General features: G+C 60.7%; 17 protein-coding genes, 1 tRNA gene and 1 pseudogene. 12 read left to right on the top strand and 7 right to left on the bottom strand.

All coding sequences use genetic code 11. The annotated features are described in order from the left end of the window. The first annotated feature begins 74 nt into the window (after positions 1-74). From AC1RBA_RS02165 to AC1RBA_RS02140, 6 genes are all read left to right on the top strand, one after another. The gene (locus AC1RBA_RS02165; protein ID WP_492416315.1) at positions 75-5,189 is read left to right on the top strand and encodes a phospholipase effector Tle1 domain-containing protein; all 5,115 of its coding nucleotides are present in this window, start codon (positions 75-77) and stop codon (positions 5,187-5,189) included. After that, on the top strand, positions 5,186-5,779 hold the full coding sequence (locus tag AC1RBA_RS02160; RefSeq protein ID WP_492416313.1) for a hypothetical protein: 594 nt from the start codon (positions 5,186-5,188) through the stop codon (positions 5,777-5,779). The genes AC1RBA_RS02165 and AC1RBA_RS02160 overlap by 4 nt, the downstream gene beginning before the upstream one ends. An 84-nt stretch (positions 5,780-5,863) precedes the next feature. Continuing rightward, on the top strand, positions 5,864-6,457 hold the full coding sequence (locus tag AC1RBA_RS02155; RefSeq protein WP_492416311.1) for a hypothetical protein: 594 nt from the start codon (positions 5,864-5,866) through the stop codon (positions 6,455-6,457). A gap of 84 nt (positions 6,458-6,541) precedes the next feature. Continuing rightward, entirely contained in the window at positions 6,542-7,135 is a 594-nt protein-coding gene (locus tag AC1RBA_RS02150) for a hypothetical protein (RefSeq protein ID WP_492416309.1), read from the top strand. Between the two features lie 84 nt (positions 7,136-7,219). Next, on the top strand, positions 7,220-7,813 hold the full coding sequence (locus AC1RBA_RS02145; protein ID WP_492416308.1) for a hypothetical protein: 594 nt from the start codon (positions 7,220-7,222) through the stop codon (positions 7,811-7,813). Between the two features lie 93 nt (positions 7,814-7,906). Next, complete coding sequence (locus tag AC1RBA_RS02140) at positions 7,907-8,500, top strand: hypothetical protein (RefSeq protein ID WP_492416306.1); 594 nt, start codon at positions 7,907-7,909, stop codon at positions 8,498-8,500. Positions 8,501-8,518: 18 nt separating this feature from the next. On the opposite strand, the pseudogene AC1RBA_RS02135 reads toward AC1RBA_RS02140, so the two are convergent. Next, positions 8,519-8,953 (bottom strand): annotated as a pseudogene (locus AC1RBA_RS02135) (MFS transporter); the annotation flags it as partial. Positions 8,954-9,142: 189 nt separating this feature from the next. Here AC1RBA_RS02135 and AC1RBA_RS02130 point away from each other — a divergent pair. Both AC1RBA_RS02130 and AC1RBA_RS02125 read left to right on the top strand, forming a co-directional pair. After that, positions 9,143-10,057, top strand: coding sequence for a hypothetical protein (locus AC1RBA_RS02130; RefSeq protein ID WP_409028541.1), 915 nt, complete (start codon positions 9,143-9,145; stop codon positions 10,055-10,057). A 314-nt stretch (positions 10,058-10,371) separates the two neighbouring features. After that, positions 10,372-10,863, top strand: a complete 492-nt coding sequence (locus AC1RBA_RS02125) for a hypothetical protein (RefSeq protein WP_070223482.1) — start codon at positions 10,372-10,374, stop codon at positions 10,861-10,863. A gap of 233 nt (positions 10,864-11,096) precedes the next feature. On the opposite strand, the gene AC1RBA_RS02120 is transcribed toward AC1RBA_RS02125, so the two are convergent. Then, positions 11,097-11,750, bottom strand: a complete 654-nt coding sequence (locus AC1RBA_RS02120; RefSeq protein WP_492416303.1) for a TetR/AcrR family transcriptional regulator — start codon at positions 11,748-11,750, stop codon at positions 11,097-11,099. A gap of 135 nt (positions 11,751-11,885) precedes the next feature. Between AC1RBA_RS02120 and AC1RBA_RS02115 the strand changes: the two genes are divergently transcribed. Next, positions 11,886-12,779 (top strand): NAD(P)/FAD-dependent oxidoreductase, encoded by an 894-nt coding sequence (locus tag AC1RBA_RS02115; RefSeq protein ID WP_121669685.1) that lies wholly within the window; start codon positions 11,886-11,888, stop codon positions 12,777-12,779. Between the two features lie 365 nt (positions 12,780-13,144). After that, a complete protein-coding gene (locus AC1RBA_RS02110; protein ID WP_492416301.1) occupies positions 13,145-14,008 on the top strand; it encodes a class I SAM-dependent methyltransferase in 864 nt (287 codons plus the stop codon). Positions 14,009-14,425: 417 nt separating this feature from the next. On the opposite strand, the gene AC1RBA_RS02105 is transcribed toward AC1RBA_RS02110, so the two are convergent. The 4 genes from AC1RBA_RS02105 to AC1RBA_RS02090 form a co-directional block, all read right to left on the bottom strand. Next, positions 14,426-14,500 (bottom strand) — tRNA-Val (locus AC1RBA_RS02105). An 81-nt stretch (positions 14,501-14,581) separates the two neighbouring features. Next, positions 14,582-15,298 (bottom strand): DNA polymerase III subunit epsilon, encoded by a 717-nt coding sequence (gene dnaQ, locus AC1RBA_RS02100; RefSeq protein ID WP_070288822.1) that lies wholly within the window; start codon positions 15,296-15,298, stop codon positions 14,582-14,584. Between the two features lie 202 nt (positions 15,299-15,500). Continuing rightward, on the bottom strand, positions 15,501-15,938 hold the full coding sequence (gene rnhA, locus AC1RBA_RS02095) for a ribonuclease HI (RefSeq protein WP_034784447.1): 438 nt from the start codon (positions 15,936-15,938) through the stop codon (positions 15,501-15,503). Next, positions 15,931-16,707: a class I SAM-dependent methyltransferase gene (locus AC1RBA_RS02090; RefSeq protein ID WP_121669758.1), complete on the bottom strand. Its 777-nt coding sequence runs from the start codon at positions 16,705-16,707 to the stop codon at positions 15,931-15,933. Before AC1RBA_RS02090 ends, rnhA begins: the two co-directional genes overlap by 8 nt. A gap of 19 nt (positions 16,708-16,726) precedes the next feature. On the opposite strand from AC1RBA_RS02090, the gene gloB reads away from it, so the two are divergent. After that, positions 16,727-17,536 (top strand): hydroxyacylglutathione hydrolase, encoded by an 810-nt coding sequence (gene gloB / locus AC1RBA_RS02085; RefSeq protein ID WP_492416299.1) that lies wholly within the window; start codon positions 16,727-16,729, stop codon positions 17,534-17,536. Positions 17,537-17,616: 80 nt separating this feature from the next. Here gloB and aceB read toward each other — a convergent pair whose 3' ends face one another. After that, positions 17,617-19,215 carry a malate synthase A gene (gene aceB / locus AC1RBA_RS02080; RefSeq protein ID WP_121669760.1) on the bottom strand — a complete coding sequence of 533 codons (1,599 nt, stop codon included), beginning with the start codon at positions 19,213-19,215 and terminating at the stop codon, positions 17,617-17,619. 216 nt (positions 19,216-19,431) lie between these two features. Here aceB and AC1RBA_RS02075 point away from each other — a divergent pair, with 216 nt between their 5' ends. Beyond that, positions 19,432-20,343: a LysR family transcriptional regulator gene (locus AC1RBA_RS02075; protein ID WP_492416297.1), complete on the top strand. Its 912-nt coding sequence runs from the start codon at positions 19,432-19,434 to the stop codon at positions 20,341-20,343. The last annotated feature ends 216 nt before the right edge of the window (positions 20,344-20,559 follow it).

Here is a 20,559-nt window from a genome sequence, read left to right as displayed (position 1 = left end):
TGTTGCCATCTCTATATATTCATCGTCTGCGTCCCCGCAGTATCAGCTTGCCGGCCTGGTTCTTGTTATCCTGCATGCTATCTTTTACCTTGCCCGCGCGCGCCTGCGGCCCCGAACCGGGGGGCCCCCCATCCCCCTGCAGCGGCGCCGTCGCCGGCGTGGGCGGCAGCGGCGGTCCCGATGCGGGCGCGGGCAATCCCATCAACGTCATCACCGGCAATAAATACCAGCGCGAGGAAGACTTGCCCGCCCTGCCCGGCGTGCTGGGAGTGGAAATCGTACGTCACTACAACAGCGCCTACAGCAAGCCAGGCAGCCCCAACGGTCCCATGGGACGCGAATGGAAACTGTCGTATGAAACCGAACTGATCGACAAGGATGGCCGCATCCAGATCCTGCAGGCCGACGGCGCCCGCGTCATCTTTGACCGCGATCGACGGCATCCGGACCTGTGCAGCACGGCGCTGCCGGCCCACGGCCGCCTGATGCTGGCGCCCCAGGCCAACGGAGCCAGCGACTACACCTGGACCCTGCCCGACGGGCGCCGCCTGCATTTCAATACCTTGGGCAAGCTCGACAGCATCACGGCCGCCACGGGCGAAATGCTCAGGCTGCTGTATGACGACAACCATCTGCTGGTGCAAGTGACCGACCCGCAAGGCCGCAGCCTGCACCTGCGCTACCTGGCGCCCACCTCGGCAGGCGCCAGGGCCGGCACGCAATTTCGCGGCGTGCAACACATCGACAGCCCCGTGGGACGCTTTTCCTACGACTACGGCGGCGCGCCGCCACCGGGAGCACTGTCCTTCGAGCGGCGCATCCTGCTGGCCAACCTGCTGCGCGTGCACTTGCCGGCGGGCGACAAGGCGCAGCCCGCCGTCAGCCGCCGCTACCACCACGAAGACCCGCGCCTGCCCTGGCTGCTGACGGGCATCAGCATCGAAACCGGCAGCGCCGGCGGCCCGCCCGTGGCCACGCGCTACGCCACCTTCGGCTACGACAGCAACGGCCGCGCCAACCTCAGCACGCATGCCGGCAATGTCGGCAAGGTCACGCTCGATACCAGCGAGGGGGGAAAAACCGTGCTCACCAACAGCCTGGGCCAGCGCACCGTCTACCGCCACGCCATCGTCGGGGGCCAGCAGCGCCTGCTGGAAGTACGCGGCGCCGGCTGCGCCAGCTGCGGCGAAAGCAATGTGCGCTACGCCTACGACAAGCTGGGGCAACTGCTGGAAACGACCCGCCTGGACGACAAGGGCGAGCCCGTCAGTGCCAACTGGCGCGAACTGGATCCGCTGGGCCGCACCGTCCGCGCCGGCAGCGTGACATACCAGCACGGCAAGCGGGACGCCGCGCAATGGCGGCTACGCCTGGAATACACGGGCGACGATCCCGCGCCCACGCTGATCGCCCGCCCCAGCGTCGTGCCGGGCAAGGAGCGGCAAACGCGCATCGATTACAACGCCATGGGCCAGATCCTGCGCGTGACGCAGACGGGATGGGTGCCAGGCCACGACGGCCAGCAGGCAACGGCCGCCATCGCGCGCACCACCAGTTACCAGTACGCCATCATCGCCGGCCGCAGCCTGCAGACCCGTATCGACGGCCCCCTGCCCAACGGCAAGACGGGCACGCCGCTGGACTCCGACGTCACCGTGTTTGAATATGGCCAGCCGGCGGACAAGAGCGACGCGGGCAAGCTGGCGCGGTATGACGAACATGGAACAAACGACGTCCCCCTGACCGCCATCATCGCGCCTGGCAATCTCAAGCGCGCGTTCACCTATGACGGCGCCGGCCGCATCGCCACCATCTCCGATGCGCTCGGTCAGATCACGCAGTACGCCTACACGCCGCGCGGCCAGTTAATGCGCCAGACGCGCGACGGCGCGACGTATGCGGCGCGTTACGACGGCCTGGGTAATCCGCTCGAAATCGCATACAGCGACCAGGCAGGCCAGCAGTCGCTTGCCCGCCTGGGGTACGACGCCGCCGGCCGCCGCATCTGGAACGCCTCACACCTGGGCATCGTGACGCGCCATCGCTACGACACGGAAAACCGCCTGCTCGACACCACCACGCAATCGAGTACCATCAAGCAAACCCTTGGCTACCGCTACGACCCGTTGGGCCATCTGCTGGCCATGACCGATGCGAATGGCGCGCGCTCGATGATCAGGTGGAACGCACGCGGCCTGCCTGATACGGTGGCCGATGCGCTGGGGCGCGTCACGCGTTTGCGCCATGACGCCATGGGCAATATCGTCGGCGTGACGCAGTGGGCGAACACGCCGGAGGCATTGGGACAAAACACGGAAACCCGCTTCGAACGCGATATCGACGGCCAGCCCACGGCCGTGACAGCGCCAAACGGCACCACTACCCGCTATCTGCGCGATGATTTCGGCCAGGTCATCGCCACCATCAGCCCCGACAGCGGCATGACACGCCGGCAATTCGACGCCGCCGGCAGGCTGATAGCGGGCACCGACGCCATGGGTAACCAGGCCAGCTACGCCTACGATGGCGCCGGGCGCATCGTGCGCCAGGTCATCACCGATGTCGGCGCTCCGGCCGGCCAGCGCCAGACCGTCACCACCTGGCGCTACGCGGGCGCACACTTGGTCGCCATCGATCACCCGCAACAATCCGAGCGCTACAGCCACGACGCGCATGGGCGCCTGTCCGTCAAGACCGTCATCATCACGCTCCACGGCGGCAGGCAGGCCAGCTATCACACCCGTTACCGCTACGACAGCCTGGGGCAGCTGAGCGGCATCAGCTTGCCGGACGGCAGCCTGCTCGAATACCGGCGCAACGGCCAGCAGCAAGTAGTCGCGCTTGAGCGCCAACTCGTCCACAGTCCCTGGCTGCGCTGGCTGCTGCCAGGGACAAGCATCGTCAAGGACCTGGAGCGCGACGTGATGGGACTCAAGCGCTACACCTATGGCAACGGCATCGAGGCCCTTTACCAGCGCAGCAAGGAAGGGGCGCTGGCGCGCATCGTCTACCGCAACGCGCGGGGGGACCAATCCGGGCAGCAAGCCGTCTTGGCGTTGCAAGCCGTGCTGGGCATCGGCCAGGCCGTGGCCGCGCCGGAATCCGCGCTGCCAGCCGAAAATGCGCAGCACGCCGCTCAGGCTGGCGCGTTGGGCCTGCCACCCGATCTGGCCGCCCTGCTCGATCACCGCTACCTGTGGGACGTGCAGGGCAACTTGCTGTATACGAGGGACAGGGACGCTGCCAGCAGCTACGCCTACGATGCCCACGACCGCCTGATTGCAGCGGCAACGGCCGCCCCGACCCCGTCAACGGCGGCAAGCTTCGACCGCTACCACTACGACAGCGGCGGCAACCGCCTTATCAGCCAGGAAGATATCGCCAGCCAGGATGAACTGCGGCGCAACACCGTCCGCGCCAGCGATACGAAAGACGCCCGCTACGACGCGGCCGGCCAGCCGCAGCGCATCGGCCAGCGCCGCTATGCATGGGATGCGCTGGGCAGGCTGTTGTCAGTGCATCAGGGTCAGGACCTGCTGGCGCGCTACCGCTACAACCATCGCGGGCTGCGCATCGCCAAGGAAGTGCGCGGGATGCGTACTTATTATCTGTACGACGACGACAGAAAGCTGCTGGCGGAACTCGATGCCGACGGCAAGGTCAGCCGGCAATACATCTATCTTGCCGGCCAGCCGCTGGCGCTGATCGACACGGCGGCCGACGCCGCCGCCGAATTACGGGAACAGCGTGGGCCGCTGGCGCAAGCCATGGCCGACATCTCGGCCATCTGGAAGGCGTGGTTCAGCCGCGGCGAGAGCATCGCCTTCCTGCACAACAACCATCTGGGGGCGCCCGAGCTGGCTACCGACGCCCATGGCAAGCCCGTGTGGCAAGCCGCATATGCGCCATTTGGCAAGTTAAGAAAAACAAACACCCAGTACGCCTTCCAGCTCAAGCTGCGCCTGCCGGGCCAGTATGCCGACCAGGAAACGGGCTTGTACTACAACGACCAGCGCTATTACGACCCGGCCCAGGGCCGTTACCTGACGCCCGACCCGCTGGGCCTGCGCGCCGGCGCCAACAGCTACGTCTATGTCGCGGGCAATCCGCTCAAGTATGTCGATCCGAACGGGCTGATCCTGTTTGCGTTTGATGGCACGGGCAATAGCGAACATCCGAAGCCGGACAGTTCGATTTCCAATGTGCTGAAGTTCTACGAGGTCTATGACCAGATCAAAAATGGAAAGGCTTTTTATATCACCGGCATCGGCACCACCAACCCGGATATGCCCTACGCCGGCAGCGCCATTACGGGCGAAGGCTTCGACCAGCGCGTAAGCCTGGGATTGAAATTTCTCAACAATTTCATAGGAACCGATAGCGATACCAGCATTCTTAATATTGACGTGGTCGGCTTCAGCCGTGGTGCAGCCGAGGCACGCTTTTTTCTCAATGTCGTTGCCGACAACCTCAAGAAAAATAACGGCGCCTATGTCATCGATGGCAAGAGCCGCTGCCTGAACCTGCGCTTTGAAGGCCTGTGGGATACCGTGCCGCATCTCGGCATACTCCATGAAGATGAAAAACAATACTTCTTTTCAGTACCGGCCGCCGTCAAATACGCGGTGCACGCAGTGGCGCTGAACGAGCACCGCGGTGGGCCGCCTGACTTCGATCTGCGCTCCATCATGGACACGCCGGGCCAGACAAATTCCTCCACGCGCATTGAGAAGGCATTCATTGGCAGCCATTCCGACATCGGCGGCGGCTTCGGTACCGGCGACCTGTCCGATGTGGCGCTGATGTGGATGGTTGAACAGGCGAAGGGACAAGGAATAGCCATTGACAATGACACTCTAAAAAGCCAGGGATGGAATATGGTCACCAATCCCATCTTGCATGACCGGAGCGGCAACAGGTTCCATGCCGATGACATCACCATCACCAGATACGTCGGCTATGAGAACGGCAAGGAAGTATCGCAGACAGACGCGGTCTTTGATGGTGTACGGACCTCGGACACCAACGATTTCATCAATTTTTTTCCCGATGCTTACAAGTGCGGCACGATGGCCAATCCCGATATCGGGCTGGTGGACATGAACAAGTACAAGCTCTGGCTCGCCAGTTATGGCTTAAGCATCACCACCGCCCCTACCATCAACACTTCCTGTAAGGCGCCATCATGAAAACATATCTGCTCCAGGCAGTTTGCTTCCTGGCGGCCATCGCCCTCTGTGCAGCCTGCTCTGTAACACGGTCGCAGGACGGCCCCGGCATGATCGTAACCTTCAACAACGGCATCAAAGGCAAAAAAGTCTACGTCATACGTGCGAGAACGGCGAACGGCATATTTTTTCCGACCCCCGGCTCCCTTGGTCCCGACAAGAATCCGATGACAGGAGGCAAGACCATGGGCGCCGCTCCCGATGGCCGCGAACTGCCGCAATGGGTGGAGTTCGAATGGACCGAATGGCCCTATCCAGCACCGCCTCCACCAACAGAGCCAAGCGCCCTACAGGCATGGAACGACCGTGTGGACTTGCTGACCCGGACTTTGCCGCACAAACGTGCCCGCGTCGCCGTCCAGTCACGCGTGCCGCAAGACGTCATTGACGAAGTACTGGCGTCAAACAGGCAAAGAGCGCCCAACGCGCTGTCGGACAAGGATCTCTGGGTGTATTTCATCTGGTACAACACGGGCATCAAGTTTCGCTGGAGGCTGCTGCAAGGCTGTTGCAAGATGCTGCGCGAAGGCGGCGACGAGCTTGCGCCATGACCAAAACCCCAGGCAACCAGCACCGGCCGGCGCGCCCGCCGTGGCCGTCCCCCCCACCTTCAACACTTCCTGCAAGGCGCCATCATGCAAAAATATCTGCTTCAGACGATCTGCTTCCTGGCGGCCATCGCCCTCTGCACTGCCTGTGCCGCACCACACTCACAGCAAGGCCCCGGCATGATCGTGACCTTCAGCAACGGCATCAAAGGCAAAAAAGTCTACGTCATACGTGCGAGAACGGCGAACGGTGTATTTTTTCCGACACCCGGCTCCCTTGGTCCCGACAAAAATCCCATGACCGGCGGAGCCACCATGGGCGCCGCGCCGGATGGCCGCGCACTGCCGCAATGGGTGGAGTTCGAATGGACCGAATGGCCCTATCCAGCACCGCCTCCACCAACAGAGCCAAGCGCCCTACAGGCATGGAACGACCGTGTGGACTTGCTGACCCGGACTTTGCCGCACAAACGTGCCCGCGTCGCTGTCCAGTCACGCGTGCCGCAAGACGTCATCGACGAAGTACTGGCGTCGAACAGGCAAAGAGCGCTGCGGGCGCTGCCGGACAAGATGCTGTGGGTGTATTTCATCTGGTACGAGACGGGCATCAAACTCCGCTGGAAGCTGAAAAGCAGCTGCTGTGGCTTGCTGCGCGAAGGCGGCGACGAGCTTGCGCCATGACCAAAACCCCAGGCAACCAGCACCGGCCGGCGCGCCCGCCGTGGCCGTCCCCCCCACCTTCAACACTTCCTGCAAGGCGCCATCATGCAAAAATATCTGCTTCAGACGATCTGCTTCCTGGCGGCCATCGCCCTCTGCACTGCCTGTGCCGCACCACACTCGCAGCAAGGCCCCGGCATGATCGTAACCTTCAGCAACGGCATCCAAGGCAAAAAAGTCTACGTTATACGTGCGAGAACGGCGAACAGCACGTTTTTTCCGACCCCCGGCTCCCTTGGTCCCGACAAGAATCCGATGACAGGCGGCAAAACCATGGGCGCCGCTCCCGATGGCCGCGCACTGCCGCAATGGGTGGAGTTCGAATGGACCGAATGGCCCTATCCAGCACCGCCTCCACCAACAGAGCCAAGCGCCCTACAGGCATGGAACGACCGTGTGGACTTGCTGACCCGGACTTTGCCGCACAAACGTGCCCGCGTCGCCGTCCAGTCACGCGTGCCGCAAGACGTCATCGACGAAGTACTGGCGTCAAACAGGCAAAGAGCGCCGCGGGCGCTGTCGGACAAGGATCTCTGGGTGTATTTCATCTGGTACGACACGGGCATCAAGTTTCGCTGGAGGCTGCTGCAAGGCTGTTGCAAGATGCTGCGCGAAGGCGGCGACGAGCTTGCGCCATGATCAAAGCGCCAGGCAACCAGCACCGGCCGGCGCGCCCGCCGTGGCCGCCAACCCCACCTTCAACACTTCCTGCAAGGCACCATCATGCAAAAATATCTGCTTCAGACGATCTGCCTCCTGGCGGCCATCGCCCTCTGCACTGCCTGTGCCGCACCACACTCGCAGCAAGGACCCGGCATGATCGTGACCTTCAGCAACGGCATCAAAGGCAAAAAAGTCTACGTCATACGTGCGAGAACGGCGAACGGTGTATTTTTTCCGACCCCCGGTTCCCTTGGTCCCGACAAAAATCCCATGACCGGCGGAGCCACCATTGGCGCCGCGCCGGATGGCCGCGCACTGCCGCAATGGGTGGAGTTCGAATGGACCGAATGGCCCTATCCAGCACCGCCTCCACCAACAGAGCCAAGCGCCCTACAGGCATGGAACGACCGTGTGGACTTGCTGACCCGGACTTTGCCGCACAAACGTGCCCGCGTCGCCGTCCAGTCACGCGTGCCGCAAGACGTCATCGACGAAGTACTGGCGTCGAACAGGCAAAGAGCGCCGCGGGCGCTGCCGGACAAGATGCTGTGGGTGTATTTCATCTGGTACGAGACGGGCATCAAACTCCGCTGGAAGCTGAAAAGCAGCTGCTGTGGCTTGCTGCGCGAAGGCGGCGACGAGCTTGCGCCATGACCAAAACCCCAGGCAACCAGCACCGGCCGGCGCGCCCGCCGTGGCCGCCGTGGCCACCGCCCCTACCATCAACACTTCCTGCAAGGCACCATCATGCAAAAATATCTGCTTCAGACGATCTGCTTCCTGGCGGCCATCGCCCTCTGTGCAGCCTGCTCTGTAACACGGTCGCAGGACGGCCCCGGCATGATCGTGACCTTCAGCAACGGCATCAAAGGAAAAGAGGTCGACGTGCTGCGTGCGCGAACGGCGAACGGCGTATTTTTTCCGACCCCTGGCTCCCTGGGACCCGACAAGAATCCCATGACAGGCGGCAAGACCATGGGTGCCGCGCCGGATGGCCGCGAACTGCCGCAATGGGTGGAGTTCGAATGGCAGGTATGGCCCTATCCCTACCCAGATCGGCCCTCTGATCCTGTAGCGCGGCAAGTCTGGAGTGACGGCGTGCACGCCCTGTCGCGCGCCTTGCCCATCCAAACGGCCCGCGTCGCCGTCCGGTCGCGCGTGCCGCAAGACGTCATCGACGAAGTACTGGCGTCGAACAGGCAAAGAGCACCCAACGCGCTGTCGGACAATGATCTCTGGGTGTATTTCATCTGGTACGAGACGGGCATCAAGTTTCGCTGGAGGCTGCTGCAAGGCTGTTGCAAGATGCTGCGCGAAGGCGGCGACGAGCTTGCGCCATGACCAAAGCGCCAGGCCCCACAGAGCGACCAAAAACATCAGGCCTGTTCCTTGGACTGGCAGCAGGATCTTGCCGAGTGCCGCCAAGCCCGCCAGCGCAGGCATGAGCACTAAAGTGGCACGCAGGCTACGCTCCACTAGCCAGCCGGCCAGCAGCGTGCCAACGAAGTTGGCGACACCAAAACCCAGGAGCATCAGAGACAAACCGTTTACATCTATATGGACAACGCTTTCAAGAGCGGGGCGAATATAGGTGAACAATGCATATTGCCCGGTATGGGCCAGTACGCAGCCCAACATCCCGATCCCGATCCCCGGGCGACGGAGCAATCGCAGTACCGATGTGGTGCGCGTCATCGTGCGCGGCGCCATACGGGGCAGCGTGAACAATTGAAACAAAAGTGTTAGCCCTCCGACAGCCGCGGCTGCTATAAATGCACTGCGCCAGCCATATATGCCCCCTAAGTAACTGCCCAGCGGTACGGAAACGACCGTCCCGATGGCGATGCCGCTGAATAATCAGAACGGCTAAAATGAGCAAGCAAAATCAAATTTTTCCATTGTCTAATCTCGTCAGTGAACTATTGACAAGTACTGAAGCATCAGCGGGCAAGACTGAACTTTCATTAAAAATATTAAAAAGATATGTCCATTTTCGATCTCGTCCTCAATATCTCTCCCTCCTTCCATCGCCAATGTTCAATTCGGATTGAAGGTGAGGCCACGGGACTGGCCACATTTGAAGCCCTTCAGACAGGCCTTCTTCCGCGCATTACATATAGTTTGCCAGTCGAAAGTGAACAAATGGCGACACTCCATAGAAGTTCTTCCGCCATGTTAATGGAGTGGGATGAACAGTGGAATCAGCTTGGCTTGGATGGAATTAGCATTAACGGAGTTTTCGGTTCCTCGAGTTCGAAGCCTCAGTTGTTTTCGTTGTGGAGTCCGAAAGAAGGGTGCGCTGCACACACGATGCTGGCTGCTGTGTTTGAATGTTTGCCCTTTGACCGTTGCAGCGGGCCTGCTGGCGAACTGCTCGAGATTGTGCGGAGCTATTTAGACCTGCAGCCGCCCGTCAGCATCATCAACTATAAGCCGACGCATCTTCGGCTTGCACCGTGGGTGCATGCAAATGACGCGTGCGAGGTCGAAAGCCATTTGCGGATGCTTGCCGATGACGGTGACTTGATAGTTGATGCGTCCGGTATGGAGCGATTTTGCGGAGCGCTAACGCAGCTACTGCCTGTTGAGCATCTGCTGAAAAGACGTGGGGAAGTACGTTGGATAGTCCGCAGCGAGTTTTCAAATGCTCTCATACAGGCTGGTGTTGCACAGTCTATGATTGAAATTGTTCCAGCCCTTCCGATTTCGCGCAAGGGTGAACCGATAGTGCTCGGCGGTATTTTTGTGGGTTCTTCAGAATTGATTTCTTTTGCCAAAGCCGGAGAAAGGATGCAATTGGTTCGCAGTTTTAGAAAAGAATACTCACTGACGATCGAGCAAGCCTCTAAGGCTGCAGCGGAGCTAATGGAAATTGTCGCATGCCATCCAATGCATTGAAGGAAACAAAAGCACGTTTTTCTTCGCTCAATTTCCAGTGATGAATCGGCGCCAGTAGCTTAGACGCTCCTGAGACATAGTTCTTGAAAGATGAAAAACCGATGGATCGTGTTTGGCATGGGCGTCCTGCCAGGCACCTGGTGTGCGATCTCGTAGCTGCCCGCTCCAACGACGAGATCGGGTCTGGCCTATCTATTCAGCTCTGCAATGATGCATTTAAGTTAAAGTGTTGCGTTGATCGATTGAACCCGCAGCCAAAAGCAGCCTTTGTCAGTGATGGATTTGCTCAGTTCCCTTCTGCCTGAATCGCGACCATGAAGAATCAATACCGTGTAACAAAATATGACCCCTCGCTGAGAGATGCGACAGGCGGATACACAGGCTGCGATTGGACTTCGCGATCTGATATCGGACGGGTATTTGACGGTGGGATGCTGTCTGAGGCGGTGTATCTGAATGTTGAAAATAGCTACCTGTCCGCTATGAAAAGTTTCCTGGATGAGGCAGGTATCGAGTCATTGGCGTTGACGGCATTGGAATGTCGCGACGCCCCCGCAGATGGCTTTCTGCACCGGGGGAACCTATCTATTGCTCAAAGCCTCGATTTCGCGCGTCTTGTCCTTCGCGAAGAGGCCTGGGGAAAACTCGTCGTGCCAGGCAAGGCGTATGTCCATTTTGGCTACGACTACTACATGTACATCGGAGTACCCTCGAAATGCGAGCGGTCGATTGCGATCGCACGCGATCTAGGTCTATTTGTCGAACGAATTCGCTCGCCTCATCTTCGTCAACAGCCATTCAGATAAATTACCCGACTTCGGATGAGGCAAACGAGTCAGTGCAGTGGTTTAATGTACCCGTCAGTCAAAAAGTAATCGAGTGGGATGGTCCCGCGTCAGGCATAAGCCGACACCAAAGAGCACTAAAGCACCTCTCAGCCCGCCTAAATGCGGGCTGTTTTCGTTTTCAGCCTGGCACTGTCTGGCAAGTTTTCACACCACCAAGCCCCCCTCCCGCTACTATGAATTGCCCGGAGCAATCAGCTGCATCTGCCCGCATGGTCGTTGCCACCGTGCGCGGCGATGAACATGGCGACTGCGGACCGGCAATAGGATTCGATTTCGTTGTCGTCCTCTGCTATCGCTTCATTGAAGCGTGCGATGATCAGCAGATCGGAACCTTTTAACAGCGCGGCAAACAAGCGGGCGGACAGGAGAGGGTCGGGCACATGCAGAACTGCCCTCGCGTGCAACTGACGCAACAGGGCCTCGATTTGGGCGATGACATGGGCGGGGCCTGCTTCGTATTGGAGCTTGCTTAGCGACTGTTGATTCGTCTTGTCGGCCATGATCATGGCTTCGATATGACGGACGTCCGGGTTCAAGAACGTGTGAAGCAGGGATGATCCCACCGCCATGAGCTGATCCTCGGCCGAACCGTCTACGCCTTCAAACAGGGCCTGCGGTGCAAACTGATGGCAGCGGGCCGCGATGGCAGCGCTAAACAGCGCCTCCTTGTTCTCGAAGTGCCGATAGATGCTTAGCTTGGATATCTTCGCCCGCTGGGCGACCTTGTCCATTGTCGTCGCTTGAAAACCCAATTCCACAAAAAGCTCGCACGCGGCGTCGGCGATCGTTTGGCCAAGCGCCTCGTTGGTTGGCCGGCCGCGCCGGCCCTGATTTTTTTCAGTCATAAAAATTCCAGTACTTGACAGTATCCAATTCTTTAATTAGGATACCACATAGTATCCAAAAGATGCAAACCCAATGGCCAGGTTATTGCGCGCCAAGCCCTGCCCAGCCCTCACCCACACACGGAGTCCATCACCATGAATGACGTCATCATTATCGGCGGCAGCTTTGCTGGCCTCGCCGCTGCCCTGCAGCTCGGCCGTGCCCGCCGCAAGGTCACGGTCCTCGACAGTTGCCGGCCGCGCAACCGCTTTGCCGGCCATTCGCATGGTCTGCTCGGCCACGATCACAAGCCGCCGCTGGACATCCTGGTCGAGGCGCGGCAGCAGCTGGCGCGCTATCCAACGATCAGGCTGGTCACTGCCCGTGCCGAATGCATCTCCGGTACGATCGACGATTTCTGCGTCGTCACTGACGATAACGAAAGCCTAAGGGCACGTCGCCTGATCCTGAGCTATGGCGTCGTCGACCAAATGCCTGATATCCCGGGCTTCGCCGAAGGCTGGGGCACGTCCATTGTGCCCTGCCCCTATTGTGACGGTTTTGAAGTCGCCGGCCAGCATTGGGGCCTTGTCTGGTCCGGTCCGCAGTCGCACAATTATGTCAGGCTGTACGGCGATTGGACCGAGACGCTGACGGTCTTCGCCGATGGTCACGACATTCCACCCGATATCCGGGCCGATCTGGCGCGCCGCAACATACCTGTCGTCGATGGCCGAATCATGGAAATCACCCGACACGGAGGCGAAAATGCCACTGTCAAGCTCGATACCGCCACCAATGTCGCGGTCGACATCCTGTTCGCACATCCGCGCAACAAGCCGTCCGCAAGCCTGCATGAATCACTGGGCCTCGCTACAGTCAATACGCCACTGGGCATCGCCCTCAAGGTCGACGAGCGCCGCGAAACCAGCATACCCGGCATCTACGCCGCCGGCGATCTTGCAAACCCAGCCATGGCCTCGGTCACCACGGCAATATCGCAGGGCGCAACGGCGGGTATCTCCGCTCAGCAGTCGATGCTGGTTTGAGGGCACAGATTTATGATGAGCATGGCCATCGAACCCGACAGCGCCGGTGTACGCATCCCTCCGCCCGTCATCTATCCGGGAGCGCTGCTGTCGGGGTTGGCGGCGGAGCAGATCGAACGCGCGGCCGCGCTCGCAATTCCTCACCCACTCACGTTCATGAGATCCTCTCCGCGCAGGTCGAGGACCGCCATCGGTTCGCCGCACGGCATGCGATGGCGGTCGTCCCCCGACGTCGACCACTTCCTACACATCGAGGCCCCCGAGGCGATCGCGGAACGGATCGCGGCGTGGGGCCGACTCGCGTCATCCCCCCCTGCCTCGACAAAAGGGGTCTAGTCAAGAACAAATCAGAACAAGGAGATAGCATGACAGAGCAAAATGCCTATCAGGTCGCCGACTGGAATCATCAAAGCGGAGAGCGCTGGGTCGCAAACCAGGCCCGGCTTGATGCCATGGTGGCGGTGTTCGGCCAAGCCGCGATCGAAGCCGCCGCGCCCGCGACGGGCGAGCGCGTGCTGGACGTCGGCTGCGGCGCAGGCGCGTCGAGTCTGGCTCTGGCCGCCCGCGTCGGCGCGCAGGGGCAAGTGCTGGGCGTGGACATATCCGAATCGCTAATCGGCCGCGCACGCACGCTTACGCCACAACATACGCCGGCCCAGTTCCAGGTAGCCGACGCCAGCAGTGCCGAGTTGCCGGAAGGCGCGTTCGACATCCTGTTCTCGCGTTTCGGGGTGATGTTCTTCGGCGATCCAACAGGGGCGTTCGCCCATATGCGACGCGCGCTGCGGCCGGGCGGGCGGGTCGCTTTCGTCTGCTGGCGCGGCGCGGCCGAGAACGAATGGATGCGCCTGCCGATGGGCGCGATACAGGGCATCGTCGCGCTGACCGCGCCGCCCGATCCCGAAGCGCCCGGCCCGTTTTCGTTCGGCGAGCGGGATCGGGTGACGCGCATCCTGACGGCAGCCGGTTTCACCGATATCGCTATCGCGCCCTTCGATGCTTCCGTCCCGTTCGGCGAGGGCGGAACGCGGGACGCTGCGATCGACGACGCTGTGAAGATGGCGCTCGAGGTCGGCCCGCTGTCGCGCGTACTCGCCGCTCAGCCCGATGATATCCGTGCCCGCGCCGCGGTCGCCGTCCGTACCGTCTTCGCGGGCCGCCCCGGCGAGCGCTCGGTGATGATCGACGGCGCGGCATGGATCGTCACGGCGCGCAATCCGGCAAGTTGACACGGATTAACACGGGGGACGCCCGCCGCTCGGTGGAACGGGGCGCCTTGGGCCGGGCAGATTGATATCCCGTCTGGCGTGGCTCTGACGGCACTGGCGCTGCGATGAAAAATGTGCCGTCTAGGATGTCCGACTTTATTGTTCGTCCAGATAAAAATATGAGCTTGCAGGGACTGCTGAAGGTCGCGACCGACCGTTTCCGCCCGGCCGATAGCAGACGACATGCGTGGCTTAGGCTTTGAGAGCAAGGAAGAGATATGATAGGCGTAAGCCTGCTTGATATGAAAACGGCCGCAGGAAGCGGCCGTATCGTTTGGGACTGGACAATGGACGAAAATCCCATTGCCCCAAGTTTGCCCCAAGTTCGTATTCAGACAAAAGATGAAATCCTGAGTCATTGAATACAAACGAAAAATTTGGTGGGAAGTGCAAGTTTCGAACTTGCGACCCCTGCAGTGTGAATGCAGTGCTCTACCCCTGAGCTAACCTCCCGAAGCGAGGCGAATTATCGCATAGGTGTTGCGGCATCTGCAAGGGCTGGCAAGAGGAAATTTACCATGCCCCGCTTTTTTCTCAGGCGGCCGCTGGCGGCGACGTGACGGCGGTCCAGATGCACTGGCCTTTGGCGGCCTTGTCGAGGCCGGCGATGGTGGCTGCGTGGGCGGCGAGTTCGTCGGCCGTGGCGCTCTGGAAGATGACTTCGGCCAGGGGCACGATTTCCAGCACGGCGCCGTCGGCGGCCACTTCCACCTCTTCTTCCATGCTCAGGCTGTTTTGCCCGCGCGTCATGGCCAGGTAGACGTCGGCCAGCAATTCGGAGTCGAGCAGCGCGCCGTGCAGCTTGCGGTGGGCGTTCGAGACGCCGTAGCGGTCGCACAGGGCGTCGAGCGAGTTGCGCTTGCCCGGATGCATTTCCTTCGCCTGCACCAGGGTATCGATCACGCCAACCACTTGTTCATGCACGGGCGGCAGGTTCAGGCGCTTGAATTCCGCGTTCAGGAAGCCGATATCGAACGGGGCGTTGTGGATGATCAGTTCGGCGCCGGCGATGTAGGCGCGGAATTCGTCGGCGATTTCCGCGAATTTCGGCTTGTCGCTGAGGAATTCCGTCGTCAATCCGTGGACGGCCAGCGCGCCCTCTTCCGAATCGCGCTCGGGATTGATGTAATGGTGGAAATTATTCCCCGTCAACATGCGGTTGTTCAGCTCGACCGCCCCGATCTCCAGGATGCGGTCGCCCGTGCGCGGGTTCAGGCCGGTGGTTTCAGTATCGAGAACAATTTGACGCATGGCGGATTCATTCGTAAAAGCAAAAAGCGAAGGGCACAGTATAGCAAACCTGTGTGCTGCAATCGCACCCAGACATGTTCGAACGCCCAACAAAACCGTAGCGAGCTGCAGTGATTTGTGGCCGAGAAGCGCAACCGTACTCTAGTACGGTGAGCATCACAGGCCGCAAAGCGCGCCGCGCAGTAGGTTGGGTTGGGCGTTCTTAGGCGCGCACGGTTTCCACGCCCAGGTTGGCCAGCTGATCGGCTCGCTCATTGCCAGGATGGCCATTGTGGCCGCGCACCCAGCGCCATTCCACTTCATGCACGGCCTGGGCCGTATCGAGCGCCTGCCACAGGTCGACGTTTTTCACGGGCGCCTTGGCCGCCGTTTTCCAGCCGCGCGCCTTCCAGCCGTGGATCCATTCGCTGATGCCCTTCTGGACATACTGGCTATCGGTATACAGCACCACCTGGCAGGGACGTTTGAGCGCCGTCAAGGCTTCGATCACGGCCTTCAATTCCATGCGGTTATTTGTCGTATTGAGTTCCCCGCCGTAAATTTCTTTCTTGGCGCCATCGGCTACCATCAGCGCGCCCCAACCGCCCGTGCCGGGATTGCCCTTGCATGCGCCATCGGCGTAAATCTCTACCTTATCCATCTTGCTGTTCCCGCCTTTTATTCGTGACCGGTGCGCCTGCGGGCGCCGTCGCCGGTTTCTTGGTCCACGCCGGACCGATCAAACGCATCCCTTTGACGCGCTTGATCGCCTGCACTATATACACTGCGCCCAGATATGGCCACCAGCGCGCGCCCGCCTTGTCCATGAAAGCGTTGCGGCGCAGCCATTTTTCTGTCCTGCAGGCAGGTGCGTAGCAGCCGAAGTAGCTTTGGCTGACGCCCATGTTCAGCAATTTTAACCAGTCTTTCATGCGCGGCATAGAGATCAGCTCGCCCGCCTGCGGCAGGTAATGGCGTCCCGTGACCCGCCCCAGGCCTTGGCGCACGCCCCACAGGCTGGCCGGATTGAAGCCGCAGACGATCACGCGCCCCTCGGGGATCAGCACGCGCTCGACTTCGCGCAAGACCTGGTGCGGCTCGGCGGCAAATTCAAGCACGTGCGGCAAGACCACGAGGTCTAGGCTTTGCGAGTCGAACGGCAGCTCGTCAAAAGCCGACACGAGGGTCAAACGACTCTCTTGCGGCGGACGCGATGGCAGGCGCGAATCGAGCAGCCATTTGTTCGGCATGCGGTTGGCGGCCAGTGCGTCGAGCTGGGGCAAACCTATCTGCACGGCATTAAAACCGAAGATGTCGACGGTCAGACTGTCGAGACATTGCTGTTCCCAGGCGCGCACGTACACACCGGCCGGCGTCTGCAGCCAGCCGTCAAGCGCTATAATGGATTTTTCGGATGCCACACTGTCCATTCAGTTTTCTCTTTTGCTCATGACACACTCCCCTGAACACGCTTTATCGGTACTTGCCGTGCCCGCTTTTGCCGACAATTACCTGTGGCTGATCCATGACGGCCGCCACGCCGCCGTGGTCGACCCCGGCGATGCAATGGCCATCCTCGATGCGCTCAAAGCCCATCAGTTGACCTTGTCCGCCATTTTACTCACGCATCACCATGCCGACCACACGGGTGGCGTGCCTGAATTGTTGCAGCATTTCGCCGTCCCCGTCTTCGGCCCTCGCAATGAGGCTATCACAGCCATCACGGAACCGCTTGCCGAAGGCGATGTCGCTTACGTGCCCGAACTGGGCTTGCAAATGACCGTCATCGACGTGCCTGGCCATACGAAGGGGCATATCGCCTACGTGCGCCAGCGCGACGAGCGCAGCGGCGCACCGTGGCTGTTTTCCGGCGACACCCTGTTTGCGGGCGGATGCGGCCGCCTGTTCGAAGGCACGCCGGGCCAGATGGCCGACTCGCTGGGAAAGCTGGCCGCCCTGCCCGACGATACCGAGGTATTTTGCGCGCATGAGTACACCTTGTCCAATTTGCGCTTCGCTAACGCCGTCGAGCCGGGTAATGTGGCCTTGCAGGAACGCATCGCCATCGACACGGAAAAGCGCCAGCAGGGTTTATCGACCGTGCCGTCGACCATTGCCCTTGAAAAGGCCACGAACCCCTTCCTGCGCTACCGCGAACCGGCCATCCTGAGCAGCCTGAAGGTGGAAGGCAAGCTGACCACCAATGCTTCGCCCGTCGAAGCATTTGCAGCCTTGCGGATGTGGAAAAATAATTTTTAAACGTACCCTTTCGCCATAAAAAATCCCGGCAGATGCTGATCGCATCGCCGGGATTTTTTTATGCTGTTATTTGATCAGGATCAGATTTCCTCGTACAGCGGCAAGGTCAGGAACTCGGCGAACGATTCCGACGTCGACATTTCCTCGAAAATCTGGCCGGCGCGCACATAGGTCGGACCATTGCCGCCCGGCGCATCGCGCTGCACCTTGGCCAGCTCTTCCGGAATCATGGCGCGCACCATGTCTGCCGTCACCTTGCGGCCGTCTTCCAGCACGCCCTTGCTGGAACGAATCCACTGCCACACTTGCGAGCGGCTGATCTCGGCCGTGGCCGCGTCTTCCATCAGGTTGTGGATGGGCACACAACCGTTGCCGGCCAGCCAGCTGCCCAGGTAGTGGATGCCCACGTTGATGTTGTAACGCAAACCCGCTTCCGTAATCGGCGCTTCCGGCTGGAAGTTCAGCAAGTCCGATGCCTTGACGTCGATGTCGGGACGCTGTTTCTCGATCTGGTTCGGCTTGTCGCCCAGCACTTTGGTGAACTCGCCCATGGCCAGTTCCACCAGACCCGGATGGGCAACCCAGCCACCGTCATAGCCGTCGGTGGCGTCGCGCGCCTTGTCGTTGCGCACGCCACCCATGGCGATGTCGTTCTTTTCCGGATCATTCTTGATCGGGATCAAGGCCGCCATGCCGCCGATGGCCGGTGCACCACGTTTGTGGCAGGTTTTCAGCAGCAGCAAGGCGTAGGCGCGCATGAAGGGCGCCGTCATCGTGACTTTCGCGCGGTCGGCCAGGCAGAAATCCTTGTCCAGCTTGAATTTCTTGATGCAGGAGAAGATGTAATCCCAGCGGCCCGCGTTCAGGCCCGAGCTGTGTTCCTTCAGTTCGTACAGGATTTCATCCATCTCGAACGCGGCCAGGATGGTTTCGATCAGCACGGTCGCCTTGATCGTGCCTTGTGGCAAGCCCAGTTCGTTTTGCGTCATGACGAAGATGTCGTTCCACAGGCGCGCTTCCAGGTGCGATTCCATCTTCGGCAGGTAGAAATACGGGCCGGCGCCGCGCGCCAGCTGCTCCTTGGCGTTATGGAACATGAACAGGGCGAAATCAAAAATGCCGCCGGAAATGCGCTTGCCGTCGACCAGCACGTGCTTTTCATCGAGGTGCCAGCCGCGCGGACGCACAACCAAGGTCGCGATCTTGTCGTTCAGCTTGTACGACTTGCCATTTTGCTCGAGCGAAATCGTCTTGCGCACGGCGTCATACATATTGATCTGGCCCGTGATCTGGTTATCCCAGTTCGGCGTGTTCGAATCCTCGAAGTCCGTCATGTAGCTGTCCGCGCCGGAATTGAACGCGTTGATGACCATCTTGCGCTCGACGGGACCGGTGATTTCCACGCGGCGGCATTCCAGCGCCTTCGGAATCGGCGCGATCTTCCAGTCGCCGTCGCGGATGTGCGCGGTTTCTGGCAGAAAATCAGGACGCTCGCCCGCGTCGAGGCGCTTGGCCCGTTCCACGCGCACGGCCAGCAACTCCTGGCGGCGCGGCTCGAATGCACGCGTCAGCTTGGCCACCAGCGCCAGCGCGGCCGGCGTCAAAATCCGTTCGTAGCCTGGGGCGATGTCACCCGTGATTTGCATGCCATCGGGAAGTGCGATCGTGTTCTGCGTCATGAAGTTCTCCGGTTTTTAGTCAATATAAGCAAAGGAAATCTGGTGATCCAAGTATAAGCGCAACAACTGCGCAGGCAAGCTGGACAGAGGCGCAAAAACACTCTGCCAGGCGGCGCGTTTGTTCTATAGTATTGCACTATAAGGCATGGAAACGAGATTAAAAATCACTTCATCTATGCGTTTTTATCACAAGTGATGACATAGCGGGAGCAACACATGGGCCAGTTCAGACAAATATCGACCTTCGTGGAAGTGGTGGCCAAGGGCAGCCTGTCGGCCGCCGCACGCGCGGAAGGCATCGCGCCGGCCATGATAGGCCGCCGCCTCGATGCGCTGGAGCAGCGCCTGGGCGTCAAATTGCTGCAACGTACGACGCGCAAGCTGGCGCTCACGAATGAAGGCGCCGCCTTCCTGGAAGATTGCCAGCGCATCCTGGGCGAGCTGGAAGAAGCGGAAGCGGCCGTGGCCGAGCGCAGCGTCAAAGCCAGCGGCCATCTGCTCATTTCCGCGCCGGCCGGCTTCGGACGCCAGCACGTGGCGCCACTGATCCCCTCGTTTGTCGCCGAGCACCGCGACGTGACGGTGTCGCTGAATCTGAACGACCGCCTCGTCGACCTGATCGGCGAAGGCATCGACGTGGCCATCCGCATCGCCAGCCTGTCCGATTCCTCGCTCGTGAGCACCAAGCTGGCCGACAACCAGCGCGTGCTCGTCGGCTCGCCCGCCTATCTGAAACGGGCGGGCACGCCGCGCACCCCGGCCGACCTGGCCAAGCACAATTGCCTGGCGATCAGCAGCGAAGGCAGCCAGCGGGGCTGGACCTTCCGCGAAAACGGCAAGAATGTGATTCTGAAAGTAGCAGGCAATATGGTGTGCAACGATGGCGAAGTGCTGCACGACTGGGCCCTGGCAGGCAAGGGTCTGGCGTGGCGCTCGATGTGGGAAGTGGGCGCGGAGATCGAATCGGGCCAGCTGGTGACGGTGCTGGACCAGTTCGCCGCGCCGGGCAACGACATTTATGCCGTCTTCGCCCAGCGCCGCCACTTGCCGCTGCGCATACGGGCATTTGTGGATTTTTTGCGGCATGCATATTCCCAACCCGACTACTGGCGCGAGCGCGCCATTTGAGGATGCCGGACCCAAGCTGCTGCGCGACGGTTTTGCCCCCGTCGTGACGCATGAGGGAACAACTTCAGCCCCATGATCGTGCGTAGGTCGGCCAAGGGCGGCGTAGGTCGGCTTAGCGCAGCGTAAGCCGACACCCCCAGCCCATGCACCTCGCCAGCACCGCCATTGTCGGCTTACGCGCAAGCGCTAAGCCGACCTACCAGCTACCCGCCTGCC

It is taken from the genome of Janthinobacterium sp. GW823-FHT03B06, assembly GCF_058796955.1.
The sequence above is the reverse complement of the archived record's forward strand: the minus strand, read 5'-3'. Positions and strand labels throughout refer to the sequence as shown.

Excerpts from the sequence above, each read along its gene's own strand:
- AC1RBA_RS02165 (WP_492416315.1), top strand. The coding sequence starts at position 75 with ATGCTATCTTTTACCTTGCCCGCGCGCGCCTGCGGCCCCGAACCGGGG.
- AC1RBA_RS02160 (WP_492416313.1), top strand. The coding sequence starts at position 5,186 with ATGAAAACATATCTGCTCCAGGCAGTTTGCTTCCTGGCGGCCATCGCC.
- AC1RBA_RS02155 (WP_492416311.1), top strand. The coding sequence starts at position 5,864 with ATGCAAAAATATCTGCTTCAGACGATCTGCTTCCTGGCGGCCATCGCC.
- AC1RBA_RS02150 (WP_492416309.1), top strand. The coding sequence starts at position 6,542 with ATGCAAAAATATCTGCTTCAGACGATCTGCTTCCTGGCGGCCATCGCC.
- AC1RBA_RS02145 (WP_492416308.1), top strand. The coding sequence starts at position 7,220 with ATGCAAAAATATCTGCTTCAGACGATCTGCCTCCTGGCGGCCATCGCC.
- AC1RBA_RS02140 (WP_492416306.1), top strand. The coding sequence starts at position 7,907 with ATGCAAAAATATCTGCTTCAGACGATCTGCTTCCTGGCGGCCATCGCC.
- AC1RBA_RS02130 (WP_409028541.1), top strand. The coding sequence starts at position 9,143 with ATGTCCATTTTCGATCTCGTCCTCAATATCTCTCCCTCCTTCCATCGC.
- AC1RBA_RS02125 (WP_070223482.1), top strand. The coding sequence starts at position 10,372 with ATGAAGAATCAATACCGTGTAACAAAATATGACCCCTCGCTGAGAGAT.
- AC1RBA_RS02120 (WP_492416303.1), bottom strand. The coding sequence starts at position 11,750 with ATGACTGAAAAAAATCAGGGCCGGCGCGGCCGGCCAACCAACGAGGCG.
- AC1RBA_RS02115 (WP_121669685.1), top strand. The coding sequence starts at position 11,886 with ATGAATGACGTCATCATTATCGGCGGCAGCTTTGCTGGCCTCGCCGCT.
- AC1RBA_RS02110 (WP_492416301.1), top strand. The coding sequence starts at position 13,145 with ATGACAGAGCAAAATGCCTATCAGGTCGCCGACTGGAATCATCAAAGC.
- dnaQ (WP_070288822.1), bottom strand. The coding sequence starts at position 15,298 with ATGCGTCAAATTGTTCTCGATACTGAAACCACCGGCCTGAACCCGCGC.
- rnhA (WP_034784447.1), bottom strand. The coding sequence starts at position 15,938 with ATGGATAAGGTAGAGATTTACGCCGATGGCGCATGCAAGGGCAATCCC.
- AC1RBA_RS02090 (WP_121669758.1), bottom strand. The coding sequence starts at position 16,707 with ATGGACAGTGTGGCATCCGAAAAATCCATTATAGCGCTTGACGGCTGG.
- gloB (WP_492416299.1), top strand. The coding sequence starts at position 16,727 with ATGACACACTCCCCTGAACACGCTTTATCGGTACTTGCCGTGCCCGCT.
- aceB (WP_121669760.1), bottom strand. The coding sequence starts at position 19,215 with ATGACGCAGAACACGATCGCACTTCCCGATGGCATGCAAATCACGGGT.
- AC1RBA_RS02075 (WP_492416297.1), top strand. The coding sequence starts at position 19,432 with ATGGGCCAGTTCAGACAAATATCGACCTTCGTGGAAGTGGTGGCCAAG.